At 59.9% G+C, this 24,354-nt stretch carries 42 protein-coding genes; 37 read left to right on the plus strand and 5 right to left on the minus strand.

All coding sequences use genetic code 11. The features are described 5' to 3' along the window. The first annotated feature begins 92 nt into the window (after positions 1–92). From ACOMDU_RS08695 to ACOMDU_RS08860, 34 genes are all read left to right on the plus strand, one after another. The gene (locus tag ACOMDU_RS08695) at positions 93–1,463 is read left to right on the plus strand and encodes a serpin family protein (protein ID WP_421129977.1); all 1,371 of its coding nucleotides are present in this window, start codon (positions 93–95) and stop codon (positions 1,461–1,463) included. Positions 1,464–1,856: 393 nt separating this feature from the next. Then, on the plus strand, positions 1,857–2,165 hold the full coding sequence (gene rpsJ, locus ACOMDU_RS08700; protein ID WP_022136174.1) for a 30S ribosomal protein S10: 309 nt from the start codon (positions 1,857–1,859) through the stop codon (positions 2,163–2,165). 158 nt (positions 2,166–2,323) lie between these two features. Continuing rightward, positions 2,324–3,043 carry a 50S ribosomal protein L3 gene (rplC, locus tag ACOMDU_RS08705; protein ID WP_421129978.1) on the plus strand — a complete coding sequence of 240 codons (720 nt, stop codon included), beginning with the start codon at positions 2,324–2,326 and terminating at the stop codon, positions 3,041–3,043. A 20-nt stretch (positions 3,044–3,063) separates the two neighbouring features. Next, the gene (gene rplD, locus ACOMDU_RS08710; protein WP_421129979.1) at positions 3,064–3,687 is read left to right on the plus strand and encodes a 50S ribosomal protein L4; all 624 of its coding nucleotides are present in this window, start codon (positions 3,064–3,066) and stop codon (positions 3,685–3,687) included. Beyond that, positions 3,687–3,983, plus strand: coding sequence for a 50S ribosomal protein L23 (gene rplW, locus ACOMDU_RS08715; protein WP_421129980.1), 297 nt, complete (start codon positions 3,687–3,689; stop codon positions 3,981–3,983). Before rplD ends, rplW begins: the two co-directional genes overlap by 1 nt. Before the next feature lie 18 nt (positions 3,984–4,001). Continuing rightward, a complete protein-coding gene (gene rplB, locus ACOMDU_RS08720) occupies positions 4,002–4,838 on the plus strand; it encodes a 50S ribosomal protein L2 (RefSeq protein ID WP_421129981.1) in 837 nt (278 codons plus the stop codon). Between the two features lie 15 nt (positions 4,839–4,853). After that, positions 4,854–5,117: a 30S ribosomal protein S19 gene (rpsS, locus tag ACOMDU_RS08725; RefSeq protein ID WP_321044714.1), complete on the plus strand. Its 264-nt coding sequence runs from the start codon at positions 4,854–4,856 to the stop codon at positions 5,115–5,117. Positions 5,118–5,137: 20 nt separating this feature from the next. After that, positions 5,138–5,473, plus strand: a complete 336-nt coding sequence (gene rplV, locus ACOMDU_RS08730; protein ID WP_321044713.1) for a 50S ribosomal protein L22 — start codon at positions 5,138–5,140, stop codon at positions 5,471–5,473. Positions 5,474–5,492: 19 nt separating this feature from the next. Next, positions 5,493–6,347, plus strand: coding sequence for a 30S ribosomal protein S3 (gene rpsC, locus ACOMDU_RS08735; RefSeq protein WP_337591774.1), 855 nt, complete (start codon positions 5,493–5,495; stop codon positions 6,345–6,347). Further along, positions 6,347–6,781, plus strand: a complete 435-nt coding sequence (gene rplP, locus ACOMDU_RS08740; RefSeq protein ID WP_337591775.1) for a 50S ribosomal protein L16 — start codon at positions 6,347–6,349, stop codon at positions 6,779–6,781. The genes rpsC and rplP overlap by 1 nt, the downstream gene beginning before the upstream one ends. Before the next feature lies 1 nt (position 6,782). Beyond that, complete coding sequence (gene rpmC, locus ACOMDU_RS08745) at positions 6,783–6,974, plus strand: 50S ribosomal protein L29 (RefSeq protein WP_337591776.1); 192 nt, start codon at positions 6,783–6,785, stop codon at positions 6,972–6,974. 1 nt (position 6,975) lies between these two features. Next, positions 6,976–7,239: a 30S ribosomal protein S17 gene (gene rpsQ, locus ACOMDU_RS08750; RefSeq protein ID WP_421129982.1), complete on the plus strand. Its 264-nt coding sequence runs from the start codon at positions 6,976–6,978 to the stop codon at positions 7,237–7,239. A 15-nt stretch (positions 7,240–7,254) separates the two neighbouring features. Next, positions 7,255–7,623 (plus strand): 50S ribosomal protein L14, encoded by a 369-nt coding sequence (gene rplN / locus ACOMDU_RS08755; RefSeq protein ID WP_321044708.1) that lies wholly within the window; start codon positions 7,255–7,257, stop codon positions 7,621–7,623. Between the two features lie 15 nt (positions 7,624–7,638). Beyond that, complete coding sequence (rplX, locus tag ACOMDU_RS08760; protein ID WP_337591779.1) at positions 7,639–7,953, plus strand: 50S ribosomal protein L24; 315 nt, start codon at positions 7,639–7,641, stop codon at positions 7,951–7,953. Positions 7,954–7,972: 19 nt separating this feature from the next. Further along, positions 7,973–8,512, plus strand: coding sequence for a 50S ribosomal protein L5 (gene rplE, locus ACOMDU_RS08765; protein WP_321044706.1), 540 nt, complete (start codon positions 7,973–7,975; stop codon positions 8,510–8,512). Positions 8,513–8,528: 16 nt separating this feature from the next. Continuing rightward, entirely contained in the window at positions 8,529–8,714 is a 186-nt protein-coding gene (locus ACOMDU_RS08770; protein WP_021858720.1) for a type Z 30S ribosomal protein S14, read from the plus strand. A 288-nt stretch (positions 8,715–9,002) separates the two neighbouring features. After that, entirely contained in the window at positions 9,003–9,401 is a 399-nt protein-coding gene (gene rpsH / locus ACOMDU_RS08775) for a 30S ribosomal protein S8 (RefSeq protein ID WP_022136286.1), read from the plus strand. A gap of 15 nt (positions 9,402–9,416) precedes the next feature. After that, positions 9,417–9,962, plus strand: a complete 546-nt coding sequence (gene rplF, locus ACOMDU_RS08780) for a 50S ribosomal protein L6 (RefSeq protein ID WP_321044704.1) — start codon at positions 9,417–9,419, stop codon at positions 9,960–9,962. Positions 9,963–9,976: 14 nt separating this feature from the next. Then, positions 9,977–10,336, plus strand: a complete 360-nt coding sequence (rplR, locus tag ACOMDU_RS08785) for a 50S ribosomal protein L18 (protein WP_022136288.1) — start codon at positions 9,977–9,979, stop codon at positions 10,334–10,336. A 17-nt stretch (positions 10,337–10,353) separates the two neighbouring features. Beyond that, positions 10,354–10,854, plus strand: a complete 501-nt coding sequence (gene rpsE, locus ACOMDU_RS08790; protein ID WP_022136289.1) for a 30S ribosomal protein S5 — start codon at positions 10,354–10,356, stop codon at positions 10,852–10,854. 14 nt (positions 10,855–10,868) lie between these two features. After that, positions 10,869–11,048 carry a 50S ribosomal protein L30 gene (rpmD, locus tag ACOMDU_RS08795; RefSeq protein ID WP_022136290.1) on the plus strand — a complete coding sequence of 60 codons (180 nt, stop codon included), beginning with the start codon at positions 10,869–10,871 and terminating at the stop codon, positions 11,046–11,048. Between the two features lie 14 nt (positions 11,049–11,062). Then, entirely contained in the window at positions 11,063–11,503 is a 441-nt protein-coding gene (rplO, locus tag ACOMDU_RS08800; RefSeq protein WP_022136291.1) for a 50S ribosomal protein L15, read from the plus strand. Further along, positions 11,504–12,787: a preprotein translocase subunit SecY gene (secY, locus tag ACOMDU_RS08805; RefSeq protein ID WP_022136292.1), complete on the plus strand. Its 1,284-nt coding sequence runs from the start codon at positions 11,504–11,506 to the stop codon at positions 12,785–12,787. A gap of 15 nt (positions 12,788–12,802) precedes the next feature. Beyond that, on the plus strand, positions 12,803–13,441 hold the full coding sequence (locus ACOMDU_RS08810; RefSeq protein ID WP_421129983.1) for an adenylate kinase: 639 nt from the start codon (positions 12,803–12,805) through the stop codon (positions 13,439–13,441). Beyond that, positions 13,438–14,199: a type I methionyl aminopeptidase gene (gene map, locus ACOMDU_RS08815; RefSeq protein ID WP_022136294.1), complete on the plus strand. Its 762-nt coding sequence runs from the start codon at positions 13,438–13,440 to the stop codon at positions 14,197–14,199. The genes ACOMDU_RS08810 and map overlap by 4 nt, the downstream gene beginning before the upstream one ends. A 1-nt stretch (position 14,200) precedes the next feature. Then, positions 14,201–14,482, plus strand: a complete 282-nt coding sequence (locus tag ACOMDU_RS08820; protein ID WP_022136295.1) for a KOW domain-containing RNA-binding protein — start codon at positions 14,201–14,203, stop codon at positions 14,480–14,482. 3 nt (positions 14,483–14,485) lie between these two features. After that, positions 14,486–14,704, plus strand: a complete 219-nt coding sequence (gene infA, locus ACOMDU_RS08825; protein ID WP_021858709.1) for a translation initiation factor IF-1 — start codon at positions 14,486–14,488, stop codon at positions 14,702–14,704. A 13-nt stretch (positions 14,705–14,717) separates the two neighbouring features. Continuing rightward, positions 14,718–14,831, plus strand: coding sequence for a 50S ribosomal protein L36 (rpmJ, locus tag ACOMDU_RS08830; RefSeq protein WP_014116882.1), 114 nt, complete (start codon positions 14,718–14,720; stop codon positions 14,829–14,831). Positions 14,832–14,856: 25 nt separating this feature from the next. Next, complete coding sequence (gene rpsM, locus ACOMDU_RS08835) at positions 14,857–15,225, plus strand: 30S ribosomal protein S13 (protein WP_022136296.1); 369 nt, start codon at positions 14,857–14,859, stop codon at positions 15,223–15,225. Between the two features lie 18 nt (positions 15,226–15,243). After that, positions 15,244–15,642: a 30S ribosomal protein S11 gene (rpsK, locus tag ACOMDU_RS08840; protein ID WP_022136297.1), complete on the plus strand. Its 399-nt coding sequence runs from the start codon at positions 15,244–15,246 to the stop codon at positions 15,640–15,642. 24 nt (positions 15,643–15,666) lie between these two features. Continuing rightward, positions 15,667–16,269 (plus strand): 30S ribosomal protein S4, encoded by a 603-nt coding sequence (gene rpsD, locus ACOMDU_RS08845; RefSeq protein WP_022136298.1) that lies wholly within the window; start codon positions 15,667–15,669, stop codon positions 16,267–16,269. Positions 16,270–16,352: 83 nt separating this feature from the next. After that, complete coding sequence (locus ACOMDU_RS08850) at positions 16,353–17,306, plus strand: DNA-directed RNA polymerase subunit alpha (RefSeq protein WP_022136299.1); 954 nt, start codon at positions 16,353–16,355, stop codon at positions 17,304–17,306. 46 nt (positions 17,307–17,352) lie between these two features. Further along, complete coding sequence (rplQ, locus tag ACOMDU_RS08855; protein ID WP_022136300.1) at positions 17,353–17,697, plus strand: 50S ribosomal protein L17; 345 nt, start codon at positions 17,353–17,355, stop codon at positions 17,695–17,697. A 174-nt stretch (positions 17,698–17,871) separates the two neighbouring features. Beyond that, positions 17,872–18,573: a polysaccharide deacetylase family protein gene (locus tag ACOMDU_RS08860; RefSeq protein ID WP_421129984.1), complete on the plus strand. Its 702-nt coding sequence runs from the start codon at positions 17,872–17,874 to the stop codon at positions 18,571–18,573. A 44-nt stretch (positions 18,574–18,617) separates the two neighbouring features. Here the strand turns inward: ACOMDU_RS08860 and secG are convergent, their stop codons facing one another. Further along, positions 18,618–18,860, minus strand: a complete 243-nt coding sequence (gene secG / locus ACOMDU_RS08865; protein WP_022136302.1) for a preprotein translocase subunit SecG — start codon at positions 18,858–18,860, stop codon at positions 18,618–18,620. Positions 18,861–19,355: 495 nt separating this feature from the next. On the opposite strand from secG, the gene ACOMDU_RS08870 reads away from it, so the two are divergent. The 3 genes from ACOMDU_RS08870 to ACOMDU_RS08880 are packed head-to-tail and all read left to right on the plus strand — an operon-like array spanning position 19,356 to position 21,896. Further along, positions 19,356–20,222, plus strand: coding sequence for a LysR family transcriptional regulator (locus ACOMDU_RS08870; protein WP_022136303.1), 867 nt, complete (start codon positions 19,356–19,358; stop codon positions 20,220–20,222). 44 nt (positions 20,223–20,266) lie between these two features. Further along, positions 20,267–21,667, plus strand: a complete 1,401-nt coding sequence (locus tag ACOMDU_RS08875) for a GNAT family N-acetyltransferase (RefSeq protein ID WP_421129985.1) — start codon at positions 20,267–20,269, stop codon at positions 21,665–21,667. Between the two features lie 49 nt (positions 21,668–21,716). Then, positions 21,717–21,896 carry a hypothetical protein gene (locus tag ACOMDU_RS08880; RefSeq protein WP_421129986.1) on the plus strand — a complete coding sequence of 60 codons (180 nt, stop codon included), beginning with the start codon at positions 21,717–21,719 and terminating at the stop codon, positions 21,894–21,896. A 53-nt stretch (positions 21,897–21,949) separates the two neighbouring features. Here ACOMDU_RS08880 and obgE read toward each other — a convergent pair whose 3' ends face one another. From obgE to rplU, 4 genes are all read right to left on the minus strand, one after another. Continuing rightward, the gene (obgE, locus tag ACOMDU_RS08885; protein WP_421129987.1) at positions 21,950–23,230 is read right to left on the minus strand and encodes a GTPase ObgE; all 1,281 of its coding nucleotides are present in this window, start codon (positions 23,228–23,230) and stop codon (positions 21,950–21,952) included. A gap of 123 nt (positions 23,231–23,353) precedes the next feature. Next, entirely contained in the window at positions 23,354–23,635 is a 282-nt protein-coding gene (gene rpmA, locus ACOMDU_RS08890; protein ID WP_321044255.1) for a 50S ribosomal protein L27, read from the minus strand. A 43-nt stretch (positions 23,636–23,678) separates the two neighbouring features. Next, a complete protein-coding gene (locus ACOMDU_RS08895) occupies positions 23,679–24,008 on the minus strand; it encodes a ribosomal-processing cysteine protease Prp (RefSeq protein WP_421129988.1) in 330 nt (109 codons plus the stop codon). Positions 24,009–24,015: 7 nt separating this feature from the next. Continuing rightward, complete coding sequence (gene rplU, locus ACOMDU_RS08900; protein WP_022135013.1) at positions 24,016–24,327, minus strand: 50S ribosomal protein L21; 312 nt, start codon at positions 24,325–24,327, stop codon at positions 24,016–24,018. Between the last annotated feature and the right edge of the window lie 27 nt (positions 24,328–24,354).

A 24,354-nucleotide genomic window follows, 5' to 3' on the forward strand; every position in this document is an offset into this window, starting at 1 on the left:
AAGACCGCCTGTGGGCGGTCTTTTTTCGGCTGGGAACAAATCGCGGCGCATATCCGTCAAAGGGGCAGAAGGAAGAAAAGGAGGTATTTCCCATGAAACGACTGAAAGCGGCCATGTGCGCGGTGCTGGCGGGGCTGATGCTGGCGGGCTGCGGTTCGAAAGAGGTGATAACCTGCAGGGCAGAGGGACCGGCAGCGGCGGTGGATCTGACGAAGTATGTGGTCAAAGAGGCGGCGTACCCTGCGTACCCGGCGGAACCGCGGTTTGAGGACTACTTCGATGAAAACGGTGAGGGCGACTGGGACGCCTACGACGCGGCGTACACCGAGTACCGGGAGGCGCTGCAAAAGCTGGGCAAGCTGGATGCGGAGCCGGACGGCGGCGCGGTGTTGGCCTTTGCGGACAGGACGCTGGGCAAGATCTTCGCCGACAGCGAGAACCGGGTGTACTCGCCCATCAGCCTGTATGTGGCGCTCAGTATGCTGACGGAGATGACGGCAGGGGAGACGAAGCAGCAGGTGATGGAGCTGCTGAGCGCGGCTGACAGCGAAACGCTGCGGCAGACGGTGCGCGACCTGTGGATGAGCGTGTATCTGGACGACGGGCGGTCGGTGTGCCGTCTGGCCAACGGCGCGTTCCTGCGGGAGAACGCCGACGTGAAGCAGGAGGCCGTGGACGCGCTGGCGGACTGGTACTATGCGTCCACCTACCGGGTGCCCATGGGCACGGCGGAGGCGGACGAGGCCATCGCCAGTTGGCTGAACCAGAACACCGGAGGGCTGCTGTCCCAGGAGACGCGGGACATTCAGACCGAAGTGGACAATCTGCTGCGGCTGTACAACACCATATATTATAAATCCAGCTGGCGTGACGCCTTCGAGAGCAGCCGGACGAAGCAGGACACATTCACCGCTGCCGACGGGTCGGCGCAGAAGGTGGACTTCATGCACCGCACGGAGAGCGGCAGCTATCGGAAGGGTGACGGCTACACCGCCGCGCCCCGGTCGCTGAACTATGGCCGCATGGTGTTCGTGCTGCCGGACGAGGGCGTGACGCCGGAGAGCCTGCTGCAGCGGCAGGGCTTCCTGACGGAGCTGGCCGGGGACTACAACGCCGCAGAGCTGGTGTGGTCGGTGCCCAAGTTCGATGTGAAGTCCTCCACGGGGCTGAATGAGGCGCTGCGCTCGCTGGGCGTGACTGGCGCTTTTGACGGGACAAAGGCGGACTTTACGCCGCTGACCGACAACGGCGCGGTGGTGGACAGCGTCATGCAGGCGGCGCGGGTGAAGATCGACGAGGACGGCGTGGAGGCCGCGGCCTACACGGAGCTGGTCTGCGCGGACTCGGCCATGATGGAAGTGCCGCCCACCGTGGAGATGGAGTTGGATCGGCCGTTCCTGTTCGTGATTTTCGACTACAACAATGTGCCGCTGTTTGTGGGCACGGTGAATACGGTGGCGTGAAACTTTAAAAAGCGACCGGCAAAAGCTACAAAAATACCTGAAAAAATTTGTATAGGAAATAGAAAAATCCCCTTGACATAAGGGGATTTTTCCTTTATTATATATGGGTACGCGCGCGAAGGGTGCTGCACACCCGGAGGCGTTTGCAACTGCGATGAACCGGGAGATTGCTCCGCAAGGAGGTAACTTCCGGGGAGTATGTCCGATAATCGGGCGGCTGAGAGATTTCTGTTCGTCGGCGTAGATCGCCGCGCCAGAAGGGCACCGGCCTGATCGCCGGTGTTTCTTATGAGTCGGAATGATACGCACGGAACGGCGTATAAGAAATTTCCCGCCGTACGGCATTGGTCAAAGCAACAAAAACCGTACGAATTTTATGGAGGAACAAACCAAATGGCAAAAGAAATGATCCGCATTCGTCTGAAGGCCTATGACCACCAGGTCATCGACCAGTCCGCAGAGAAGATCGTCGAGACCGCCAAGCGCACCGGCGCTACCGTCTCCGGCCCGATCCCCCTGCCCACCAAGAAAGAGATCGTCACCATCCTGCGCGCTACCCACAAGTATAAGGACAGCCGTGAGCAGTTCGAGCGCCGCACCCACAAGAGACTGATCGACATCACCAACTCCACCCCCAAGACCGTGGAGGCGCTGATGGCTCTGGATCTGCCCGCCGGTGTGGAGATCGAGATCAAGCTGTAAACACCTTATATAATATCCCTGCAAACGAATTTGCTTGCTACCCAGCCGGGGCGCTAACTTGCGTGAGGCGTTCCGGGGGTTACGTCGGCAGAGCAAGCGGCTTCTACCCAATGGAAGTTGAATCTATGTCGACCAATAACCTTTAAGGAGGATCATACATGAAGGCAATCATTGGCAAGAAAGTCGGTATGTCTCAGATCTTCGACGAAAACGGCAAGGTCATCCCCGTCACCGTTATCGAGGCGGGTCCCTGCACCGTCGTCCAGAAGAAGACTGCCGAGAAGGAAGGCTACGCCGCTGTGCAGCTGGGCTTCGAGGATGTCCCCGAGCGCAAGCTGACCAAGCCCGAGATGGGCCACCTGAACAAGGCGGGCGTGGCTCCCAAAAAGTACCTGCGCGAGTTCGACCTGGAGAACGCCGCCGAGCTGAACATCGGCGACATCATCAAGGCCGACACGTTCCACGAGGGTGACTTCGTTGACGTGACCGGCACCACCAAGGGTCACGGCTACCAGGGCGTTGTGAAGCGCTGGAACGCCGGCCGTACCCCCATGAGCCACGGCGGCGGCCCCGTCCATCGTCATGCCGGTTCCATGGGCTCTACCACCGATCCCAGCCGTATCTTCAAGGGCAAGATCGGCGCCGGCCAGATGGGCTGCGACCAGGTGACCATCCAGAACCTGGACATCGTGAAGGTCGATCCTGAGCTGAACATGATCGCGGTCCGCGGCGCCATCCCCGGCCCCAAGGGCGGTCTGGTGCTCATCAAGTCCACCGTTAAGACCCACCGCATCAAGCACGCTGACGCTGGTATCAGCAACAACCCGCAGAAGGCTTCCGGTCGTAACCCGCAGAAGGCTTCCGCCCGCACTAAGTAAGGAAAGGAGTGCTTAAGGAAATGTCTGCTATCAAAGTTTTGAACATGGCCGGCGCTGAGGTCGGTACTGTTGAGCTGAACGACAGCATCTTCGGCGTGGAGCCGAACACCGCCGTCGTGCACGAAGTGGTCAAGAACCACCTGGCAAATTGCCGGCAGGGCACCCAGAGCGCTCTGACCCGCGCCGAGGTCTCCGGCGGCGGCAAGAAGCCCTGGCGTCAGAAGGGTACCGGTCACGCCCGTCAGGGCAGCACCCGCGCGCCCCAGTGGACCCACGGCGGCATCGTGTTCGCCCCCAAGCCCCGCAGCTACTCTTACGTTCTGAACAAGAAGGTCAAGAGACTGGCTATGAAATCTGCTCTGTCTGCCAAGGCTGCTGCCGGCGAGATCATCGTCATCGACAGCATCAAGATGGACAGCATCAAGACCAAGGACTTCCGCGCGTTCCTGAACGCCGTCAAGGCCGACGGTAAGTCTCTGGTGGTCACCCCCGCCAAGGACGAGATCGTCGTCAAGAGCGCCCGCAACATCCCCGGCGTCGAGACCTCTATGGCCAACCTGATCAATGTCTATGACATTCTCAAGGCCAAGTATCTGGTGCTGGATAAGGAAGCCCTCACCGTGATCGAGGAGGTGTTCGCGTAATGGCTAACGTATACGACATCATCATCCGTCCCATCATTACCGAGCGTTCCATGGCCGCTACTTCCGACAAGAAGTACGTGTTCGAGGTGGCGCCCTCCGCCGGTAAGATCGAGATCAAGAACGCCGTGGAGAAGATCTTCGGCGTGAAGGTCGCCAAGGTCAATACCATCAACTACGATGGCAAGACCAAGCGCATGGGCGCCGGCCGTCCCGGTACCCGTAAGAGCTGGAAGAAAGCGTATGTCCAGCTGGCTAAGGATTCCAAGACCATCGAGTTCTTCGAGGGTATGGTGTAAGAGAAGGGAGTGTAGAGAATGTCTATTAAAACTTTTAAGCCGACCACCCCTTCCCGCCGCCACATGACTGTTTCCGGCTTCGACGGTATCGACAAGCACGCGAAGCCTGAAGCCAGCCTCGTTGAGGTGCTGAAGAAGAACGCTGGTCGCAACAGCTACGGCCGCATCACCGTCCGTCATCGCGGCGGCGGCGAGAAGCGCAAGTATCGCATCATCGACTTCAAGCGCGACAAGATGGACATGGAAGCCACCGTTCTGCGCCTGGAGTACGATCCCAACCGCAGCGCCAACATCGCCCTGGTCCAGTACGAGGATGGCGAGAAGCGCTACATCGTCGCTCCCGTTGGTCTGGCCACTGGCGACAAGGTGATCTCCAGCGCCGCTGCCGATATCAAGCCCGGCAACTGCCTGCCCATCGCCAACATCCCCGTGGGTACCGTGATCCACAACATCGAGATGCACCCCGGCAAGGGCGCCCAGCTGGTTCGCTCCGCCGGCGCCTATGCCCAGCTGATGGCTAAGGAAGGCGACAACGCCCAGATCCGTATGCCCTCCGGCGAGGTCCGCATCATCCGTACCAACTGCAAGGCCTGCATCGGTCAGGTCGGCAATCTGGAGCACGAGAACATCCAGATCGGTAAGGCCGGTCGTAAGCGTCACATGGGTTGGCGTCCCACCGTGCGCGGCTCCGTCATGAACCCCTGCGATCACCCCCACGGCGGCGGTGAAGGCAAGTCCCCCGTGGGCCGTCCCGGTCCTGTCACTCCTTGGGGCAAGCCGGCTCTGGGTTACAAGACCCGCAAGAAGAAGAACCCCACCGACAAGTTCATTGTCAAGCGTCGCAACGTGAAGTAAAGGAGGCAAGAGAATATGAGCAGATCTATCAAAAAAGGCCCGTATGTTGCCCCTGAGCTGCTGAAGCGGGTCGAAGAGATGAACGCCAAGGGCGAGAAGAACGTGCTGAAGACCTGGAGCCGCAGCTCCACCATCTTCCCCGCCTTCGTCGGTCACACCATCGCTGTCCACGACGGCCGCCGTCATGTGCCTGTCTATGTGCAGGAGGACATGGTGGGTCACAAGCTGGGCGAGTTCGCGCCCACTCGTACCTTCCGCGGCCATACCAAGAAAGCTTAAAAAGGAGGATGCAGAGTAATATGGAAGCGAAAGCATATCTGAGATACGTCCGCATCTCTCCCCGCAAGGTCCAGATCGTCTGCGATCTGATCCGCGGCAAGGATGCCAAGACTGCTATGGCGATCCTGATGAACACCCCGAAGTCCGCCTCCGAGCCTCTGGTCAAGCTGCTCAAGAGCGCCTGCGCCAACGCGGAGAACAACTTCAGCATGGATCCCGACAAGCTGGTCGTGACCCAGGTGTTCGCCACCCCCGGCCCCATCCTGAAGCGGATGATGCCCCGTGCACAGGGCCGTGCCTATCGCATCAACAAGAGAACCTCTCATGTGACGCTGGCCGTCGCGGAGAGAGACTAAGAAAGGGAGGAACAGTTAAATGGGTCAGAAAGTTAATCCCCATGGTATGCGCGTGGGCGTCATCAAGGACTGGGATTCCCGCTGGTATGCCAGCAATGAGAAGGTCGGCGATCTGCTGGTCGAGGATCACAAGATCCGTGTGTACCTGAAGAAGCTGCTGTTTGCCGCCGGTGTCTCCAAGATCGAGATCGAGCGCAGCAACGAGGTCGTCACCATCTATCTGCACGTGGCACGCCCCGGCGTGGTCATCGGCAAGGGCGGCGAGCAGATCGAGCAGTACCGCAAGGACGTGGAGAAGCTGATCGGCAAGACCGTGAAGCTGAACATCGTCGAGGTCCGCAACCCCGATATGGACGCGCAGCTGGTGGCCGAGAACATCGCCGCACAGCTGGAGAAGCGTATCTCTCACCGCCGCGCTATGAAGAACGCCATGGGCCGCGCTATGCGCGCCGGCGCCAAGGGCATCAAGTGCAACTGCGGCGGCCGTCTGGGCGGCCGCGAGATCGCCGGCAGCGAGCACTATCACGAGGGTACCATCCCCCTGCAGACGCTGCGTGCCGACATCGACTACGGCTTTGCTGAGGCTGCTACCACCTTCGGCCGCATCGGCGTGAAGGTTTGGATCTACAAGGGCGAGATCCTGTCCCAGGCCCTGCGCACCACCCCGCGCACGCTGGACACCAGCAAGCCCTATCAGGAGCGTCGTGAGCGTCGCGGCAACCGTCGTGACGGTGACCGCCGCGGTGGCTTCCGCCGCGATGGCCAGAACGGCGGCTTCAACCGTGACCGTCAGAACGGCGGCTTCAACCGCGGTCCCCGTCCCGAGGGCGGCTTCCGCAAGCCTGCAGAAAAGAAAGAAGGAGGCGCTCAGTAATGCTTCTGCCCAAGAGAGTTAAGTACCGCAGAGTACACCGTGGCCGCCTCACCGGTAAGGCCATGCGCGGCAACAAGGTCACCTACGGCGAATACGGCCTGGTGGCTCTGGAGCCCAGCTGGATCACCAGCAACCAGATCGAGGCGGCTCGTATCGCCATGACCCGCTACACCAAGCGTGGCGGTCAGGTCTGGATCAAGATCTTCCCCGACAAGCCCATCACCGAGAAGCCGGCCGAGACCCGTATGGGTTCCGGTAAGGGTTCCCCCGAGTATTGGGTCGCAGTAGTCAAGCCCGGCCGTGTCATGTTCGAGATCGCCGGTGTTTCTGAAGAGGTCGCCCGCGAGGCCCTGCGTCTGGCCAGCCACAAGCTGCCCATCAAGACGAAGATCGTCAAGCGCGAGGATCTCGAAGCCCAGGAAGTAGGTGAATGAGATGAAGGCAACTGAAGTACGTGCAATGACCGTGGAGCAGCTGAACGAGAAGCTGGACTCCCTGAAGAAGGATCTGTTCTTCCTGCGTATGCAGCACGCAACCAATCAGCTGGACAATCCTCTCAAGATCGCCGAGACCAAGCGCGACATCGCTCGTGTGAAGACCGTTATCCGTGAAAAGGAGGAGAAGTAACATGGAAGAGAAGAGAATTTCCTCCCGCAAGACCAGAGTCGGCAAGGTCGTTTCCGATAAGATGGACAAGACCGTGGTCGTCGCCATCGAGGACCGCGTCGCCCATCCTCTGTATAAGAAGATCGTCGGCCGTACCTATAAGCTGAAGGCTCACGACGAGCAGAACGCTTGCGGTGTTGGCGACGTCGTGAAGGTGATGGAGACCCGCCCCCTGTCCAAGGACAAGCGCTGGCGCGTGGTCGAGATCGTCGAGAAGGCTAAGTAAGGAGGTGCCGTAAGTATGATCCAGCAAGAATCTTATCTGAAGGTCGCTGACAATACCGGCGCCAAAGAGATCAAGTGCATCCGCGTTCTGGGCGGCTCCAAGGTCAAGTACGGCAACATCGGCGACGTCATCGTTGCCTCCGTGCGTAAGAGCACTCCCGGCGGTCAGGTGAAGAAGGGCGAGGTCGTCAAGGCCGTTATCGTCCGCAGCGCCAAGGGCGTGCGTCGTGCCGACGGCACCTATGTCCGTTTCGACGACAACGCCGCCGTCCTCATCAAGGACGACAAGAACCCCAGAGGCACCCGTATCTTTGGGCCGGTGGCTCGTGAGCTGCGCGACAAGGATTACATGAAGATCCTGTCCCTCGCTCCCGAAGTTATTTAAGGAGGGGACGGACACATGAACAATCTGAAGATCAAGAAGAACGACAAGGTGGTCGTTCTGTCTGGCAAGGACAAGGGCAAGACCGGCAAGGTGCTGGGCACCGTTCCCAGTGAGCGCAAGGTCGTGGTCGAGGGCATCAATATGGTGACCTGCCACATCAAGCCCCGCAAGCAGGGCGAAGAGGGCGGCATCGTCAAGCGCGAGGCGGCTATCTACGCCAGCAAGGTCCAGGTGGTCTGCCCCAAGTGCGACAAGGGCACCCGCGTGGCCTATGAGATCAAGGACGGCAAGAAAGTCCGCGTGTGCAAGCACTGCGGCGCTGCCCTGTAAAGAAAGGAGAGAGTAAGTAATGGCACGTCTGAAAGTCAAGTATACCGAAGAAGTAGCTCCTGCTCTCTTCAAGAAGTTCGGCTACAAGTCCACCATGCAGATCCCCAAGATCGACAAGGTCGTCGTGAACGTGGGCTGCGGTGAGGCGCGTGAGAACGCTAAGGTCCTGGACGCCGTGTGCGGCGACCTGGCCACCATTACCGGCCAGAAGGCCATTGTCACCATCGCCAAGAAGTCCGTCGCGAACTTCAAGCTGCGTGAGGGTATGCCCGTGGGCGCCAAGGTCACGCTGCGCGGTGACAAGATGTGGGAGTTCCTGGATCGTCTGTTCAACGTGGCTCTGCCCCGTGTGCGTGACTTCCGCGGCATCAGCGCCAACGCCTTTGACGGCCGCGGCAACTATGCCCTGGGCATCAAGGAGCAGCTGATCTTCCCCGAGATCGAGTACGATAAGATCGACAAGATCCGCGGCATGGACATCGTCATCTGCACGACCGCCCAGACCGATGAAGAAGCTCGCGAGCTGCTGACTCTGGTCGGCGCTCCCTTTGAACGCTGATTAGGAGGAGAACGAAATGGCTAAGAAGTCTATGATCCTGAAGCAGCAGGCGCCTGCGAAATTCTCCACCCGCAAGTACAACCGGTGCAAGCTGTGCGGCCGTCCCCACGCCTACCTGCGTGACTACGGTGTGTGCCGTATCTGCTTCCGTACGCTGGCGTACAAGGGCGAGATCCCCGGCGTCCGCAAGGCTTCCTGGTGATCTTTTGTCCTCATACTTCGTTGGCGCGGCTCGGCGTACGCAAAGTACGCCATCGCCTCGCCGCCTCGTCTGAGAACAAAATCTCTACCAGGAGAACTCCGGCAGAGAGCGTCGCTCTCCGCCGAACCCATGTACCTAAGAGCCGCAAGGCTCCGGTAATACAGGATGGCGAAAGGTCACTGGTAATTAAACACCGGCAGTGCGCTGCCGACGGACTAAATTATCAGTGATACCTCGCTGCCTTAACAGGCGTGAGCCTGTAACTCTAAAATAGGAGGAAACATTCGTATGCACATCACTGATCCTGTTGCCGATATGCTGACCCGTATCCGCAACGCCAACAACGCCAAGCACGAGACCGTCGACGTTCCTGCTTCCAACATGAAGAAGAGCATCGCTCAGATCCTGCTGGATGAGGGCTACATCAAGTCCTTCCAGGTCATCGACGACGGTACCCAGGGCGTTATCCGCATCACCCTGAAGTACAATGCCGGCAAGGAGAAGGTCATCTCCGGCCTGCGCCGCGTGTCCAAGCCCGGCCTGCGCGTCTATGTGGGCGCCGACGAGCTGCCCCGCGTGCTGCGTGGTCTCGGCATCGCGATCGTATCCACTTCCAAGGGCGTCATGACCGACAAGGCTGCTCGCGCAGCGCACGTCGGCGGCGAAGTCCTTGCGTTCGTATGGTAAGGAGGTATTTGAACAATGTCGAGAATTGGTAGAATGCCCATTACCGTCCCCGCCGGTGTGGAAGTCACCATCGCGGAGAACAACGTTGTCACCGTCAAGGGCCCTAAGGGCACCCTGACCCAGGCCCTGCGTCCGGAGATGATCCTGGAGCAGGACGGCAACACCATCCATGTCAAGCGCCCCTCCGACGACAAGCTGCACTGCGCGCTGCACGGCATGACCCGTGCGCTGCTGCACAACATGGTCGTCGGCGTCAGCGAAGGCTTCAAGAAGGAGCTGGAGATCAACGGTGTCGGCTATCGTGCCGCCAAGGAGGGCAACGAGCTGGTCATGAACCTCGGTTACTCCCATCCCGTGAAGATGGCGGAGATCGACGGTATTACTATCGACGTGCCCGGCCCCAACAAGGTCGTGATCTCCGGTCCCGACAAGCAGAAGGTGGGCCAGTTCGCGGCGGAAGTCCGCGAGAAGCGTCCTCCCGAGCCGTATAAGGGCAAGGGCATCAAGTATGTTGACGAAGTCATCCGCCGCAAGGTCGGTAAGACCGGCGCTAAGAAGTAAGGAGGTGTGCCGATATGATTAAAAGACCCGATACCAACGCGCAGCGTCTGAAGCGCCATAAGAGAGTCCGCGCCAAGCTGTCCGGCACTCCCGAGCGTCCCCGTCTGAACGTATTTCGCAGCGAGAAGAACATCTACGCCCAGGTCATCGACGATGTGGCCGGCAATACCCTGGTCTCTGCTTCCTCTCTGGACAAAGAGATCGAGGGCAACGGCGGCAACAAGACCGCGGCCCGCGCTGTGGGCAAGCTGGTTGCCGAGCGCTGCAAGGCTAAGGGCATCGATACCGTCGTGTTCGATCGCGGCGGCTACCTGTACCACGGCCGTGTGGCCGAGCTGGCTGAAGGCGCCCGCGAGGGCGGCCTGGAATTCTAAGGAAGGAGGACTTATCAATGGCCAGATTTGAAAGAGAGCAGAGCGAGTACATTGAAAAAGTAGTCGCTACCAACCGCGTTTCCAAGACCGTTAAGGGTGGTCGTGTCATGAAGTTCTCCGCCCTGATGGTGGTCGGCGACGGCAAGGGCAAGGTCGGCTACGGCCTGGGCAAGGCCGCCGAGGTGCCCGAGGCGATCCGCAAGGGCATCGAGGACGCCAAGAAGAACATGATCAACGTGTCCCTGTCCGGCAGCACCATCCCCCACGAGATCATCGGCGAGGCCGGTGCAGGCCGCGTGCTGATGAAGCCCGCCGCCCCCGGTACCGGCGTGATCGCCGGCGGCCCCGTGCGTATCATCATGGAGGCCGCGGGTATCAAGGATATCCGTACCAAGTGCCTGCGCTCCAACACCGCTGTGAACGTGGTGGCCGCTACCTTCGAGGGCCTGAAGTCCCTGCGTACCCCCGAAGAAGTCGCCCGCACCCGCGGCAAGAGCGTGGACGAGATCGTGGGTTAAGGAGGGACTGAACAATGGCTAATCTGAAGATCCAGCTCGTAAAGAGCCTCAACGGGAGACTGGAGAAGCACATCGCTACCGCCAACTCCCTGGGCCTGCGTAAGATCGGTGATACCACCGTCCAGCCCGACAATGCCCAGACCCGCGGCAAGGTCGCCAAGATCGGCTACCTGCTGAAGGTCACTGAAGAATAAGGAGGTGCGAGAGAATGAAACTGAACGAACTGTCTCCCGCAGCCGGCTCCGTTAAGGAAGCCTACCGCAAGGGCCGTGGTCACGGCTCCGGCAACGGCAAGACCGCAGGCCGTGGTCACAAGGGTCAGAAGGCCCGCTCCGGCGGCGGCACCCGCATCGGATTCGAAGGCGGTCAGATGCCTCTGGCACGCCGCATCCCCAAGCGCGGTTTCAACAACATTTTTGCCAAGCCCCTGGAGATCATCAACCTGAGCGCCCTCAACAAGTTTGAGGACGGCGAGATCGTCACCGCGGAAGCCCTGCTTGCTAAGGGTATCCTGAGCAAGTGCGAGTACGGCGTCAAGGTCCTGGGTAACGGCAAGGTTACCAAGAAGGTGACCGTGCAGGCCGCTGCTTTTTCCCAGGCTGCCAAGGAAGCGATCGAGGCAGCCGGCGGAAAGGCAGAGGTGATCTAAGTGATCCAGACGATCAAAAAAGCGTGGGCGATCCCCGAGCTTCGTAAGAAGATCGTCTTCACCGCCCTGATCCTGCTGATTTTCCGTATCGGCAACGCGATCCCCGTGCCCTATGTAGACACAAAGCTGCTGGGCGATTACCTGTCTCAGATGAGCACCACGGTGCTGGGCCTGTACGACGTGATGTCCGGCGGTGCTTTCGCCAGCGCTACAGTGTTTGCACTGGGCGTACAGCCCTATATCAACAGCTCCATCATCATTCAGCTCCTCACCATCGCCATTCCTCCCCTGGAGCGTCTGGCCCGTGAGGGCGGCGAGGAGGGCAAGAAGAAGATCCAGTCCATCACCCGTTACGCCACGGTGGCCATCGCCATCCTGCAGGGCTGGGGCTACTACGCCCTGATGAAGAACGCCAGCATCCTCACCAATACCGGTGTGTGGGCGGCGCTGGTCATCATTATCTCCTTCATTGCCGGCTCCTCCTTCGTGATGTGGATGGGCGAGCAGGTCACGGAATTCGGTATCGGCAACGGTATCTCCATCATCCTGTTCGCGGGTATCCTGTCCCGCGTGCCCAGCATGGTGTCCGGCATGAGCATTTCCCTGAAGTCCGGGGCTATGCAGTGGTGGCACGCACTGTTGGTGGTCATCGGCATTCTGGCTCTGATCGTACTGATCACCTGGGTCAACGGCGCCGAGCGCCGCATCCCCGTGCAGTACGCCAAGCGCCAGGTGGGCCGTAAGATGTACGGCGGTCAGGCATCTACCCTTCCCATGAAGGTAAATATGTCCGGCGTGCTGCCTATCATCTTTGCCCAGTCCATCGCCATGATCATCCCCACGGTGGCGGCGTTCCTGCCCGCACCGGAGAAGGGTACTTTTGCGTATACTTTGGTGAACGCTGTGGACAGCAAGAGTGTACTGTATATGATCGTCTACTTCCTGATGATCATCGCTTTCAGTTACTTTTATGCTACCATCCAGTTCAACCCCGTTGAGATATCCAACAACCTGAAGAAGAACGGCGGCTTTATCCCCGGCTTCCGCCCGGGCAAGCCCACCGCGGACTTCATCAAGAAGGTGCTCAATAAGGTCACGCTGTTCGGCGCTATCTACCTGGGCGTCGTGGCGATCCTGCCCCTGCTGATCGGCAAGATCGTGAATGTGCCCTCTCTGTCCATCGGCGGTACCTCCGTCATCATCGTGGTCGGTGTTGCGCTGGAGACCGTCCAGGCTCTGGAGTCCCAGATGCTGATGCGTCAGTACAAGGGCTTCCTGGAATAATTTGAGGTAATTACCATGAAACTGATCCTTTTAGGCGCTCCCGGTGCCGGCAAGGGCACCCAGGCAGACATCATCAAGAAAAAGCTGGATATCCCCACCATCTCTACGGGCAACATCCTGCGGGCGGCTGTGAAGAACGGCACGCCCACCGGGCTGAAGGCCAAGGAGTATATGGATGCTGGCAAGCTGGTGCCCGATGAGGTCATCATCGGCATCATCAACGAGCGTTTGCAGGAGGCCGACTGCGCCAACGGCTACATTCTGGACGGGGTGCCCCGCACCATCGCCCAGGCTGAGGCGCTGGAGCAGGCGGGTATCAGATTCGACGCTGTGGTCGCCATCGAGATCCCCGATGAGAAGATCATCGCCCGCATGGGCGGCCGGCGTGTCTGCGAGAGCTGCGGCGCCAGCTATCACATCATAAACATCCCCCCGAAAAAAGAGGGAATTTGTGATGTGTGCGGCGGTGCGCTGAAGCAGCGTAAGGATGATGACCCGGAGACGGTGAAAGACCGTCTGGCGGTCTATCATAAGGAGACGGAACCCCTCAAGGGCTTCTATGAGGCCAGAGGCGTTCTGAAGACCGTGGAGGACCAGCCCACTGTGGAGGGTACGACACGGGAGATCCTGCGGGTGCTGGGAGTGGCCGAATGATCACGCTCAAGTCACCCCATGAGATCGAGCTGATGCGCCGGGCGGGCAAAATTACCGCGGCAGCCCGTGCCCTGGCACGGGATATGGTAAAACCCGGTGTCACCACAGCTCAGATCGACAAAGCAGTGTTCCAGTTTATCAAGGAGCAGGGCGCAACGCCCTCCTTCCTGCACTACAACGGCTATCCGGCCAGCGTGTGCGTCAGCGTCAACGACGAGATCATCCACGGCATCCCCGGCAAACGGGTGCTGCAGGAGGGCGACATCGTCAGCGTAGACGTGGGGGCGTTCATCGGCGGTTTCCACGGCGACTGCGCCGGCACCTATCCCTGTGGTCAGGTGTCCGACGAGGCGCTGCGGCTGATCCGGGTGACGCAGCAGAGCTTCTTTGAGGGCATAAAGTATGCCCGCGAGGGCTATCGCCTGTCGGATATCTCCGCCGCTGTGCAGGCGTATGTGGAGGCAAACGGCTTCAGCGTCGTCCGGGAATATGTCGGCCACGGCATCGGACACCAGATGCATGAGGCACCCGAAGTCCCCAATTACGGCAAGCCCGGCCATGGACCCCGTCTTCTGCGGGGTATGACCATCGCCGTGGAGCCTATGGTCAACGCGGGGACGGCCGCTATCAGGCAGATGCCGGATGGCTGGACGGTGAGGACAGCCGACGGGAAAAACGCCGCACACTACGAAAACACCGTACTGATCACCGACGGGGAGCCGGAGCTTCTGACGGACCCGGAGAAGTCATTGGTGTGATATGGACATTGTGAAAGCGAATATCGTAACATCTACCGCCGGCAGGGATAAGGGAGAGGTCTTCTTCGTCCTTGCGACGGAGGGGGACTTCCTCCTGCTGGCGGACGGAAAGACGCGGCCCGTGGAACGGCCGAAGCGCAAGCGGCGCAAACACGCGGCGCTGCTCCGGCGCGATGGGGGCGCGGTTTCCCAGAGGATCAGAAGCAACGAAACCATCACAAATAGTGAGCTTCGTAAAGCCATCGCCGCGATACGCGGCAGTGATCAAGACCAGGAGGGATAACACTTGGCAAAATCCGACATGATCGAAGTAGAGGGCGTCGTCGTTGAATCGCTGCCCAACACCACATTCCAAGTCGACATTGGAAATGGACACACGATCTTAGCGCATATTTCCGGAAAGCTCAGAATGAATTTCATCAGGATTCTGCCCGGCGATAAGGTGACAGTGGAAATGTCGCCTTACGATCTGACCCGCGGTCGGATCACCTGGCGCAGTAAGTAGGAGGTTTATCAAAATGAAAGTAAGACCGTCCGTGAAGCCCATGTGCGAGAAGTGCAAAGTGATCCGTCGTAAAGGCCGTGTCATGGTCATTTGCGAGAATCCCAAGCATAAGCAGAGACAGGGCTAAGTAGAAAGTGGAGGTGCTCTAAATTATGGCACGTATTGCCGGTATTGACCTGCCCAAGGATAAGCGAATCGAAATCGGTTTGACTTATATCTATGGTATTGGAAGAAAGAGTGCTCAGGACATCCTGGCACAGACAGGCATCAACCCCGACACCCGCGTCAAGGATCTGACGGAGGCCGATGAGGCCAAGCTCCGTGAGGCCATTGACCACGGCTACATCGTCGAGGGTGATCTGCGTCGTCAGACCGCGCTGGATATCAAGCGCCTGACTGAAATCGGCTGCTATCGCGGCATGCGCCACCGTCGTGGCCTTCCCGTTCGCGGCCAGCGCAGCAAGACCAACGCACGCACCCGCAAAGGCCCCAAGAAGACTATCGCTAACAAGAAGAAGTAAAGGAGGGAAGAATAGATCATGGCTAACGTAAAAGGCAAGAAGGTCATTCGCCGTCGTCGCGAAAAGAAGAACATCGAGAAGGGCCAGGTCCATATCCGTTCTTCCTTCAACAACACCATGGTGACCGTCACCGACTCTCAGGGCAATGCTCTGTCCTGGGCCTCCTCCGGTGGTCTCGGTTTCCGCGGCAGCAAGAAGTCCACGCCCTTTGCCGCCCAGAGCGCCGCTGAGACGGCTGCCAAGGCTGCTATGGAGCATGGCCTGAAGACCGTTGAGGTCTTCGTGAAGGGTCCCGGTCAGGGACGTGAGGCGGCTATCCGCGCGCTGCAGGCCGTGGGCCTGGAAGTGACGATGATCAAGGACGTCACCCCCATCCCCCACAACGGCTGCCGCCCCCCCAAGCGTCGTCGCGTGTAATCGGAAGAAGGAGGATATTAAATCATGGCTAAGAATATGCAGCCTGTCGCCAAGCGTTGCAAGGCGCTGGGTATTTCTCCTACCGTCATGGGTTACTCCAAGAAGGAGACCAAGCGCAACCCCGGCGGCCAGATGAGAAAGAAGAAGAGCGAGTACGCCATCCAGCTCAACGAGAAGCAGAAGGTCAAGTTCGTGTACGGCATCCTCGAGAAGCAGTTTCGCGCTTACTATGAGAAGGCCTCCGCGATGCCCGGCAAGACCGGCGAGAACCTGCTGAGCCTGGTGGAGCGCCGTCTGGACAACGTGGTGTACCGCCTGGGCTTCGCCATGACCCGCCGCGAGGCGCGTCAGCTGGTGAACCACGCCCATTTCACCGTGAATGGGCACAAGGTCAACATCCCCTCCTATCTGGTGCGCGTGGGCGATGTGATCGAGGTCAAGGAGGGCAGCCGCTCCTCCGTGGCGTTTAAGCGCCTGACCGCCGAGGATGCACCCATGGTCACCGTCCCCAAGTGGCTGGAGCGTGACAAGACCGCCCTGAAGGGTACCGTCGTCACCCTGCCCGCCCGCGAGGACATCGATATGCCCATCGAGGAGCATCTGATCGTCGAGTTGTACTCCAAGTAATAGGGTTCTGACCCTCACGAAGCACTGGAATGAAATTGGCGCGGAAGGCACCGCGCCGCCAATAGAATGAAGGAGGGTACTGCATGATCGAAATTGAGAAGCCCCAGATCGAGTGTATCGAAACACCCGGCGACGCTTCCTATGGAAAATATGTGATCGAACCCCTGGAGCGCGGATACGGAACGACCCTGGGCAATGCGCTGCGGCGCATCCTGCTCTCCAGCCTCCCCGGAACCGCAGCCACCAGCATCAAAATTGCCGGTGTGCAGCATGAGTTCTCCACCATCCCCGGTGTGAAGGAGGACGTGACGGAGATCGTTCTGAACGTGAAAAATCTGCTGACGAAGCTGCACAGCGACGCCGTCAAGACCGTGTTTATCGAGGCGGCCGGACCCTGCGAGGTCACGGCTGGTGATATCAAGACTGACGGCGAGGTGGAGGTCCTGAATCCCGAGCTGCACATTGCAACGCTGGATGTGGGCGCCACTCTGAGCATGGAGATCACCTTGAGCCACGGCCGCGGCTATGTCTCCGCCGACAAGAACAAGGCGGCGCGACCCGGCGTCATCGGCGTGATCCCCATCGACAGTATCTATACCCCCGTGTACAAGGTCAACTACACTGTGGAGAGCACCCGTGTGGGCGCTTCCAGCGACTACGATAAGCTGACGCTGGAGGTCTGGACCGACACCACCATCGCTGCCCGCGATGCGGTGTCCCTGGGCGCCAAGATTCTCTGCGACCATTTTGCCCTGTTCACCGACCTGTCCGACACGCTGGGCGATAAGTCCACCGTGGTGGAGAAGGCGCAGGACTCCAAGGACAAGATGCTGGAGCTGACCATCGAGGAACTGGATCTGTCTGTACGCAGCTTCAACTGCCTCAAGCGCGCCAACATCAACACCGTCGAGGACTTGATTTCCAAGACCGAGGACGAGATGATGAAGGTACGCAATCTGGGACGCAAGTCCCTGGAGGAAGTCATCAACAAGCTGGCGATGATGGGCCTGTCCCTGGCCAGCGAAGACAACAACTAACGATCCAGCGCATACCGCGCCCGATCATAACAAGGAGGAAACTGAAATGCCCGGAACTCGTAAGCTCGGTAAGACTACCGATCAGCGTATGGCGATGCTCCGTCAGCAGGTCACCGATCTTCTGGACAACGGCCGGATGGAGACCACCATCACCCGCGCCAAGGAGATCAAGCCCCTCACCGAGAAGATGATCACTCTCGGCAAGAAGGGTGACCTGGCCGCTTACCGTCAGGCGCTGAGCTTCATCACCCGCGAGGATGTGGCCAACAAGCTGTTCAAGGAACTGGCTCCCAGCTACGCCGAGCGCAACGGTGGCTATACCCGCATCATCCGCACCGGCGTCCGCCGCGGCGATGCTGCCGAGACCGCCATCATCGAGCTGGTGAAGTAATTTTACTTTCATAAAAAAGAACACGCCGACAGGCGTGTTCTTTTTTTGCGCCGTCGGGGAGGACGGGCGGCGGAGGGCGTCGACGGGAGGGCGGCGGAGAATGCCCAATGCGGCAAGTCTGCGGAGAGGGGAAAGAAGCGGCGGCGGAGTGCATATACTGCTTCCGGTGATGTGATGAGAAGATGGGTTTGCGCTTTGCTGGCGGGGGTGGTGCTGCTGTCCGGCTGCGGGGCAGGGGTGATCTCGACGGTGGGGGAGACGAGGGATACCGGCGATCCAAAATACGTGGCACTGACCTTTGACGACGGGCCATCGCCCCGGTGTACGCCGCGGCTGCTGGATGGTCTGCGGGAGCTGGGAGCGAAAGCTACATTCTTTGTGGTGGGCTGTCAGGCGGTGAAGGACCCGGACATCGTGCAGCGCATCGCAACGGAGGGCCATCAGGTGGGGAACCACTCCTACGACCACGCAGATCTGCACAGCCTGACGTCGGCGCAGGCGATGGCGGATCTGGAGAAAAATGACGCGCTGCTGCGGGAGCTGCTGGGGGAGGGGGAGTACTGGGTACGGCCGCCCTACGGGCTGATGACGGAGGCAGAGGCCGCGGCACTGTCCGTGCCGCTGGTGAACTGGTCGGTGGACACGGAGGACTGGCGGACGAAGGACAGCGGAAAAATACTGGACGTGATCTACCGCTGCACCGGGGACGGGGACATCGTGCTGCTGCACGACCGCTACCAGAACACAGTGGATGCGGTGCTGATGGCGATCGAGCATTTACAGCAGCAGGGCTACGTATTCGTAACGGTGGCGGAGCTGCTGGAGATCAAGGGCATAGCGCCGCAGGCGGGGGAGACGTACCGCCGGGCAGAATAGAAAGCGCCCCGGAGCGATGCTCCGGGGCGCTCTGTGCAGTTGCGTTACGCAGCGGCGGCCAGCATACAGTTGATGACCAGGGTCAGCACGATGAACACGGCGCCCACCCACTTGGTACCCTTGGCCAGCTTGGCATCCAGGCTCTTGGCCTTGGACTTGGCCATATAGCTGTCGGCAATACCGCCGATGGTGCCGGACAGACCCTGGCTCTTGCCGGACTGGAACAACACCACCAAAATCAAAAACAGGGCGGCGATCAGCTGCAAAATAATGATAACAGTCAACATTTCGGACTCCTCCACCTATTCCATGCCATACGGCATTTGTATCACAGTACATTGCATTTTACCATAATACAACGGACTTTGCAAGAGGGAATGTGCTGTTTTATGGTTGTTTTTTATGCTTCCTTCGCCGGGTGAAAAGTAAACGGGCGCCGTTCGGCTTACGGCGCCCGCTTCAGAGGTGAAGTTTCACACAGCACCCTCAAAACCTCCCGCCAGAGGTGCCGACAGCCGCACGGCTGTGCGGCTGCCCGACGATTTGAGGATAGAAAGGAAAAGCAATTCATGTAAAAGAATTACTATGGGTACAATACAACAGAAGACCGTGGTTTGTAAAGCGACAATGTTTCATGCAAATATGAGAAAATGTCATACATATATATTCCACTGGAACACCACAAAAAATCGTAAAAAGTGCCGAAAACCCGTCCTTGCCACCAGCGGTGCGAAGGGAGTATAATCTTGCTATGAAATAGTGTCATATAAACAGGAGGCGTCATGGATACCAAAAAACTGGAAGCCCTGCTGACGGCGGTGGAGTTGGGCAGCTTCACACGCGCCGCCGAGGTGCTGGGCTATACGCAGTCCGGCCTGACCCACATGATGAACAGCCTGGAAAAGGATATTGGCTTCACCGTTCTGCTGCGGGGCCGCAGCGGCGTCCGGCTGACCCCGGCAGGCCAGCGGATACTGCCCCTGGTGCGGGACTGCCTGACCTCCACCGCCGCCCTGGAGCGCGAGATATCCCTTATCAACACCCATAAGGAGGACTCCGTCCGCGTGGCGGCCTATGAGTCCATCGCCCGTCATTGGTTGCCGGAGATCATCCAGCAGTTTCGCCGAGAGCACCCGGATGTCACTGTGGACATCCAGATGGGCAGCGTAGACGAGGTCTATCGCTGGGTGCTGGAGGATCGGGTGGATATGTGCTTTGCCAGCCGCCAGGACGCCCCGCTGGAGTGGACATTTCTGCGGGATGACGAGCTGCTGGCCATCCTGCCGCCGGAGTACGACAGCGGGGAAACGGCCTTTCCTGTGGAGGCCTTTAACGGTCAGGAGTTCCTCATGCCCTCCATGGGCTTTGACAAAGATATCCTCCGCGTGCTGAATGAGCACGGCGTCACGCCCCTGATCCGTACCACTCAGGTGTCCGACAGCGCCGTTATCTCTATGGTGGAGCACGGCCTGGGTGTCAGCGTCCTGTCCCGCCTGGTCCTCCGCGGCCGGCAGAACAGCGTCCGCGCCCTGCCGCTGGAGCCTCGGGCTGTCCGTGAGCTGGGTATCGCCGCCCGTCCGCAGAAGGAGCTGCGCCCCATCGCCCGCCAGTTCATCCGCCAAGCCTGCGAGATGATCGAGAAGATGTGACACAGCGCTGCGCGCGAAATTACCACAACACAAAGGAAATGATTATGCTGCAATTTCAAGAACTCACCGCCGCCCACGGCGACCGCCTGCGCGGCTATTACCGGAACTGCGACTACCGCCTGTGTGAATATTCCCTGGGCGTCAAGCTCATGTGGCGGGACCACCTGAATCCGTCCTTTGCCGAGGTCGCCGGCTGCCTTGTGATCCGCAACTGTATCGAGGGCGAGTACGTCTATGACTACCCCATTGCCGGCCCCGAGGCAGATGTTGAAGGCGCCCTGCGGGCCATCGAGTCCTGGTGCGCCGCCACCGGCACGCCTCTGGTGCTCTCTGTGGTGCCGGAGGACAAGGCCCAGACCCTCTGCCTGCGCTATCCCCGCTGCCGCGTTATCAGCGAGCGTCCCTGGAAGGACTATCTTTACCGAACAGAGGAGCTGGCCGCCTTCGCCGGCCGTCGGTACAGCGGCCAGCGCAACCACATCAACAAGTTCCGCCGGGATTATCCCGACGCGGAATTTACCCCGCTGACCGACCCCGGCGATCCCCGCCTGGCCGCCTTTTGGCAGGACTATGAGGCCGAGTTTCACAAGTCCGGCCCCCTGGCTGTGCAGGAGCTGTCTCTGGCACAGGAGATGTTCTCCCGCATCGGCACCGACTGGTTCTGTGCCGGCGGTATGCTGGCAGAGGGGCGTCTGGTGGCTGTCTGCCTGGCGGAGAAATGCGGCGGCACCCTTATCGACCACATCGAAAAGGCCCTGTACTCCCATGCCGGGGCCTATCCCGCCCTGGTCCAGGCTTTCGCCGCCTACTACGGTGGGGACTGCACATGGTGCAACCGGGAGGATGACGCCCGGGACAAGGGCCTCCGCACCTCCAAGCTGCAATACCTGCCGGATCACTTGGGCGGCAAGGTCCGTATCGAGGCGGGCACCGAGCTGGACGCCCTCAAGGCCGTCCCTGCCATCAAAACCGATCGCCTGTCCCTGACGCCTCTCCGCAAAGGCGATATCCCTGCGTACAGTGCCCTGTGTCTGGACGACGAGCGCAACCGCTGGTGGGGCTACGACTACCGCACCGACCTGGGCGATCAGCCCCTGACCGACACCTATTTCTACGATGTGGCCCGGGCCGATTTCGCCGCCCGCCGCACCGTCAACTTTGCCGTCCGCCTGAAGGGCAGGCTCATCGGCGAGGTGGTGCTCTATAACCCCGACTTCCGGGGCGGGTTCGAGCAGGGCTGCCGCATCGCCCCGGAATACGCCGGCCACGGCTATGGCGCTGAAGCCTTCGCCGCTGCCGCCGACTGGGCGCTGTACCACCTGGGGCTTGCCCGGGTGGTGGCCAAATGCTTCAAGGAAAATGAGCCGTCCCGTAAAATGTTATCCGCTTGTATGCGTCCCAGCGGCGAGGACGATACGTATTTCTACTTTGAAAAGACCGTCTGACGCATAAGACAAGCACCTCCGCGCACACTAGGCACGGAGGTGCTTTTTCATGCAGTATGAGACGCTGACCGACCTGTTGAACAACGAGGCCGCGGCCTACGACTACTTCTACGCCCTGTCCCCGGAGATGCAGACCCGGCTCCAGCAGCGCCGCGATATCCGCGATCTGCGCCAGCTGAAGCAGGCCGCCGCGGACATCCAGACAAACTCCCGTCCCGCCGCTTTCTGAATGAACAGCTCAGAAAAACAGCGCCCTCGGCATCAGCCGGGGGCGCTGTATGTTCATCTCTGATACTCGAATTCCAGATCGTACATGCTGACGATGTCGCCGTCCTGAATGCCCATCTGCTCCAGCGTGTCGAACAGGCCGCTCTGCCGCAGCATCTTGTCGAAGTACATGCGGCTCTCGTAGTCGGAGAAGTTGATGTTGCCCATGAGCCGCTGGAGCCACGGCCCCTCCACCAGCCAGGTGTTGTCCTCCCGCTCGATGTGCAGCGGCTCGGTGGTGTCGATCACCGGCGGCTTGGGCACGTACTCCGGCTCGTACACCGTCACTGGCGGCAGCTCACTGAGCCGCCGGGCGATGTGCTGCACCAACTCCCGGGTCCCCTGATGGGTGGCGGCGGACATGGCGAAGAACTCATAGCCCAGCGCCTCCACATGGGCGCGGAAGGCATCCAGCTGCGCCGTGTCCATCAGAAGATCCGTCTTGTTGGCCACGGCGATCTGCGGCCGTGTAGCCAGCTCCGGGCTGTACTCCTTCAGCTCCGCGTTGATGGCGTCAAAGTCCGCGATGGGGTCCCGCCCCTCGCTGCCGGACACGTCCACCAGATGCACCAGCAGGCGGCACCGGTCGATGTGCCGCAGAAAATCGTGGCCCAGACCCGCGCCCTCGCTGGCGCCCTCGATGATGCCGGGGATGTCCGCCATGACGAAGCTGACGCCCTCGTCCACGTACACCACACCCAGATTGGGGTACAGGGTGGTGAAGTGGTAGTTGGCGATTTTCGGGTGGGCCTTGCTGACCACACTCAAGAGCGTGCTTTTGCCCACATTGGGGAAGCCCACCAGCCCCACGTCCGCCAGCAGCTTCAGCTCCAGCACCACGTCGTGGCTCTCGCCGGGCAGACCCGCCTTGGCAAACCGCGGCACCTGCCGGGTGGGGGTGGCGAAATGCTGGTTGCCCCAGCCGCCCCGGCCGCCCCTGCACAGCACATAGGGCTTGTCGTCGGACATATCCTTGATGATCTCGCCACTCTCGGCATCGCGCACCAGCGTGCCCCGGGGGACCTTGATGGTCAGGCTTTCGCCGTCCTTGCCGGTCTTGCGGCCGCCCTGGCCGTCCACGCCGTTGCCGGCCACATACTTGCGCTTGTAGCGGAAGTCCATCAGTGTGGACATATTGTCGTCCACCTTCAGGATGATGGAGCCGCCGCTGCCGCCGTCGCCGCCGTCCGGACCGCCCGCCGCAATATATTTTTCCCGGTGGAAGGCCACCGCGCCGTTGCCGCCGTTGCCGGCCCGCACGGTGATCCGCGCCTTATCGATAAATCCATTTGCCATGGTGCTACCTCGCTTTATCTGAAAACTTGCCTATCTCTCCATTTTGCTTCTATTTTACCCGAAAGGAGTAAAAAGGTCAACAAAAAACCTCCCGCCATCGGCGGGAGGCTTTTCAAATACCAATTACTCCGCGGGGTAAACAGAGACCTGCTTGCGGTCCTTGCCCAGACGCTCGAAGCGGACAACGCCGTCCGCCTTGGCGAACAGGGTGTCGTCGGTACCCTTGCCCACGTTGGTGCCGGGGTGGATGTGGGTGCCGCGCTGACGCACCAGAATGTTGCCAGCCAGCACGAACTGCCCGTCAGCGCGCTTGGGGCCAAGGCGCTTGGACTCGGAATCACGGCCGTTCTTGGTGGAGCCCATACCTTTTTTATGGGCAAAGAACTGCAGAGAAATGTTCAGCATTTTCAAGTACCATCCTTTCTGTAAGATGATCGAGGAAGAAGGCTCACGCCTCCATAACTTCGATGTTGTCGGGATACTCGTCGTGGAGCTGTGCCAGATACACCATCAGCCCCGTCAGCAAATTCTGACAGGTGCTCTCGGCGTCGGACGCCAGCCCGCCGGGCAGCCGCAGCGTGATGCTGGTCTCCCGTTCATTGACCTTGACGGCGGCGCACAGCCCCATCACGTCGTTCACGGTGGCCTCCACCAGTCGTACAGCGCTGGTGATGGCGGCACAGACGATGTCCTCGCCCGCGTCGGCATAGCCGCTGTGTCCGCTGACCTCAAACCCGACGATACGCGATTCCTCCGTGAGGAATGTCACAGTGGTCATTGCCGTCTCAGAACGTGATCTTGCCGATCTCGACCTTGGTGTACGGCTGACGATGACCCTGCCGTTTGCGGTAACCCTTCTTGGGGGTATACTTGAAGATACGGATCTTCTTGCCCTTGCCGTTCTTGACCACAGTGGCGTCCACCTTCGCGCCCTCCACCACGGGAGTGCCGAACTTCGTGTTCTCACCATCGACGATGGCCAGAACCTGATCGAACACCACGGCGTCGCCAGCATTCACGTCCAGCTTCTCGATGAACAGAGTGTCACCCTCGCTGACGTTGTACTGCTTACCGCCGGTAACGATAATAGCCTGCATAACCTTGTTGCACCTGCCTTTCCTTAA

The sequence above is a fragment of the Vescimonas sanitatis genome (genome assembly GCF_049060325.1).
Taxonomy (GTDB): domain Bacteria; phylum Bacillota; class Clostridia; order Oscillospirales; family Oscillospiraceae; genus Vescimonas; species Vescimonas sanitatis.

Excerpts from the sequence above, each read along its gene's own strand:
- ACOMDU_RS08695 (WP_421129977.1), top strand. The coding sequence starts at position 93 with ATGAAACGACTGAAAGCGGCCATGTGCGCGGTGCTGGCGGGGCTGATG.
- rpsJ (WP_022136174.1), top strand. The coding sequence starts at position 1,857 with ATGGCAAAAGAAATGATCCGCATTCGTCTGAAGGCCTATGACCACCAG.
- rplC (WP_421129978.1), top strand. The coding sequence starts at position 2,324 with ATGAAGGCAATCATTGGCAAGAAAGTCGGTATGTCTCAGATCTTCGAC.
- rplD (WP_421129979.1), top strand. The coding sequence starts at position 3,064 with ATGTCTGCTATCAAAGTTTTGAACATGGCCGGCGCTGAGGTCGGTACT.
- rplW (WP_421129980.1), top strand. The coding sequence starts at position 3,687 with ATGGCTAACGTATACGACATCATCATCCGTCCCATCATTACCGAGCGT.
- rplB (WP_421129981.1), top strand. The coding sequence starts at position 4,002 with ATGTCTATTAAAACTTTTAAGCCGACCACCCCTTCCCGCCGCCACATG.
- rpsS (WP_321044714.1), top strand. The coding sequence starts at position 4,854 with ATGAGCAGATCTATCAAAAAAGGCCCGTATGTTGCCCCTGAGCTGCTG.
- rplV (WP_321044713.1), top strand. The coding sequence starts at position 5,138 with ATGGAAGCGAAAGCATATCTGAGATACGTCCGCATCTCTCCCCGCAAG.
- rpsC (WP_337591774.1), top strand. The coding sequence starts at position 5,493 with ATGGGTCAGAAAGTTAATCCCCATGGTATGCGCGTGGGCGTCATCAAG.
- rplP (WP_337591775.1), top strand. The coding sequence starts at position 6,347 with ATGCTTCTGCCCAAGAGAGTTAAGTACCGCAGAGTACACCGTGGCCGC.
- rpmC (WP_337591776.1), top strand. The coding sequence starts at position 6,783 with ATGAAGGCAACTGAAGTACGTGCAATGACCGTGGAGCAGCTGAACGAG.
- rpsQ (WP_421129982.1), top strand. The coding sequence starts at position 6,976 with ATGGAAGAGAAGAGAATTTCCTCCCGCAAGACCAGAGTCGGCAAGGTC.
- rplN (WP_321044708.1), top strand. The coding sequence starts at position 7,255 with ATGATCCAGCAAGAATCTTATCTGAAGGTCGCTGACAATACCGGCGCC.
- rplX (WP_337591779.1), top strand. The coding sequence starts at position 7,639 with ATGAACAATCTGAAGATCAAGAAGAACGACAAGGTGGTCGTTCTGTCT.
- rplE (WP_321044706.1), top strand. The coding sequence starts at position 7,973 with ATGGCACGTCTGAAAGTCAAGTATACCGAAGAAGTAGCTCCTGCTCTC.
- ACOMDU_RS08770 (WP_021858720.1), top strand. The coding sequence starts at position 8,529 with ATGGCTAAGAAGTCTATGATCCTGAAGCAGCAGGCGCCTGCGAAATTC.
- rpsH (WP_022136286.1), top strand. The coding sequence starts at position 9,003 with ATGCACATCACTGATCCTGTTGCCGATATGCTGACCCGTATCCGCAAC.
- rplF (WP_321044704.1), top strand. The coding sequence starts at position 9,417 with ATGTCGAGAATTGGTAGAATGCCCATTACCGTCCCCGCCGGTGTGGAA.
- rplR (WP_022136288.1), top strand. The coding sequence starts at position 9,977 with ATGATTAAAAGACCCGATACCAACGCGCAGCGTCTGAAGCGCCATAAG.
- rpsE (WP_022136289.1), top strand. The coding sequence starts at position 10,354 with ATGGCCAGATTTGAAAGAGAGCAGAGCGAGTACATTGAAAAAGTAGTC.
- rpmD (WP_022136290.1), top strand. The coding sequence starts at position 10,869 with ATGGCTAATCTGAAGATCCAGCTCGTAAAGAGCCTCAACGGGAGACTG.
- rplO (WP_022136291.1), top strand. The coding sequence starts at position 11,063 with ATGAAACTGAACGAACTGTCTCCCGCAGCCGGCTCCGTTAAGGAAGCC.
- ACOMDU_RS08810 (WP_421129983.1), top strand. The coding sequence starts at position 12,803 with ATGAAACTGATCCTTTTAGGCGCTCCCGGTGCCGGCAAGGGCACCCAG.
- map (WP_022136294.1), top strand. The coding sequence starts at position 13,438 with ATGATCACGCTCAAGTCACCCCATGAGATCGAGCTGATGCGCCGGGCG.
- ACOMDU_RS08820 (WP_022136295.1), top strand. The coding sequence starts at position 14,201 with ATGGACATTGTGAAAGCGAATATCGTAACATCTACCGCCGGCAGGGAT.
- rpmJ (WP_014116882.1), top strand. The coding sequence starts at position 14,718 with ATGAAAGTAAGACCGTCCGTGAAGCCCATGTGCGAGAAGTGCAAAGTG.
- rpsM (WP_022136296.1), top strand. The coding sequence starts at position 14,857 with ATGGCACGTATTGCCGGTATTGACCTGCCCAAGGATAAGCGAATCGAA.
- rpsK (WP_022136297.1), top strand. The coding sequence starts at position 15,244 with ATGGCTAACGTAAAAGGCAAGAAGGTCATTCGCCGTCGTCGCGAAAAG.
- rpsD (WP_022136298.1), top strand. The coding sequence starts at position 15,667 with ATGGCTAAGAATATGCAGCCTGTCGCCAAGCGTTGCAAGGCGCTGGGT.
- ACOMDU_RS08850 (WP_022136299.1), top strand. The coding sequence starts at position 16,353 with ATGATCGAAATTGAGAAGCCCCAGATCGAGTGTATCGAAACACCCGGC.
- rplQ (WP_022136300.1), top strand. The coding sequence starts at position 17,353 with ATGCCCGGAACTCGTAAGCTCGGTAAGACTACCGATCAGCGTATGGCG.
- ACOMDU_RS08860 (WP_421129984.1), top strand. The coding sequence starts at position 17,872 with ATGAGAAGATGGGTTTGCGCTTTGCTGGCGGGGGTGGTGCTGCTGTCC.
- secG (WP_022136302.1), bottom strand. The coding sequence starts at position 18,860 with ATGTTGACTGTTATCATTATTTTGCAGCTGATCGCCGCCCTGTTTTTG.
- ACOMDU_RS08870 (WP_022136303.1), top strand. The coding sequence starts at position 19,356 with ATGGATACCAAAAAACTGGAAGCCCTGCTGACGGCGGTGGAGTTGGGC.
- ACOMDU_RS08875 (WP_421129985.1), top strand. The coding sequence starts at position 20,267 with ATGCTGCAATTTCAAGAACTCACCGCCGCCCACGGCGACCGCCTGCGC.
- ACOMDU_RS08880 (WP_421129986.1), top strand. The coding sequence starts at position 21,717 with ATGCAGTATGAGACGCTGACCGACCTGTTGAACAACGAGGCCGCGGCC.
- obgE (WP_421129987.1), bottom strand. The coding sequence starts at position 23,230 with ATGGCAAATGGATTTATCGATAAGGCGCGGATCACCGTGCGGGCCGGC.
- rpmA (WP_321044255.1), bottom strand. The coding sequence starts at position 23,635 with ATGCTGAACATTTCTCTGCAGTTCTTTGCCCATAAAAAAGGTATGGGC.
- ACOMDU_RS08895 (WP_421129988.1), bottom strand. The coding sequence starts at position 24,008 with ATGACCACTGTGACATTCCTCACGGAGGAATCGCGTATCGTCGGGTTT.
- rplU (WP_022135013.1), bottom strand. The coding sequence starts at position 24,327 with ATGCAGGCTATTATCGTTACCGGCGGTAAGCAGTACAACGTCAGCGAG.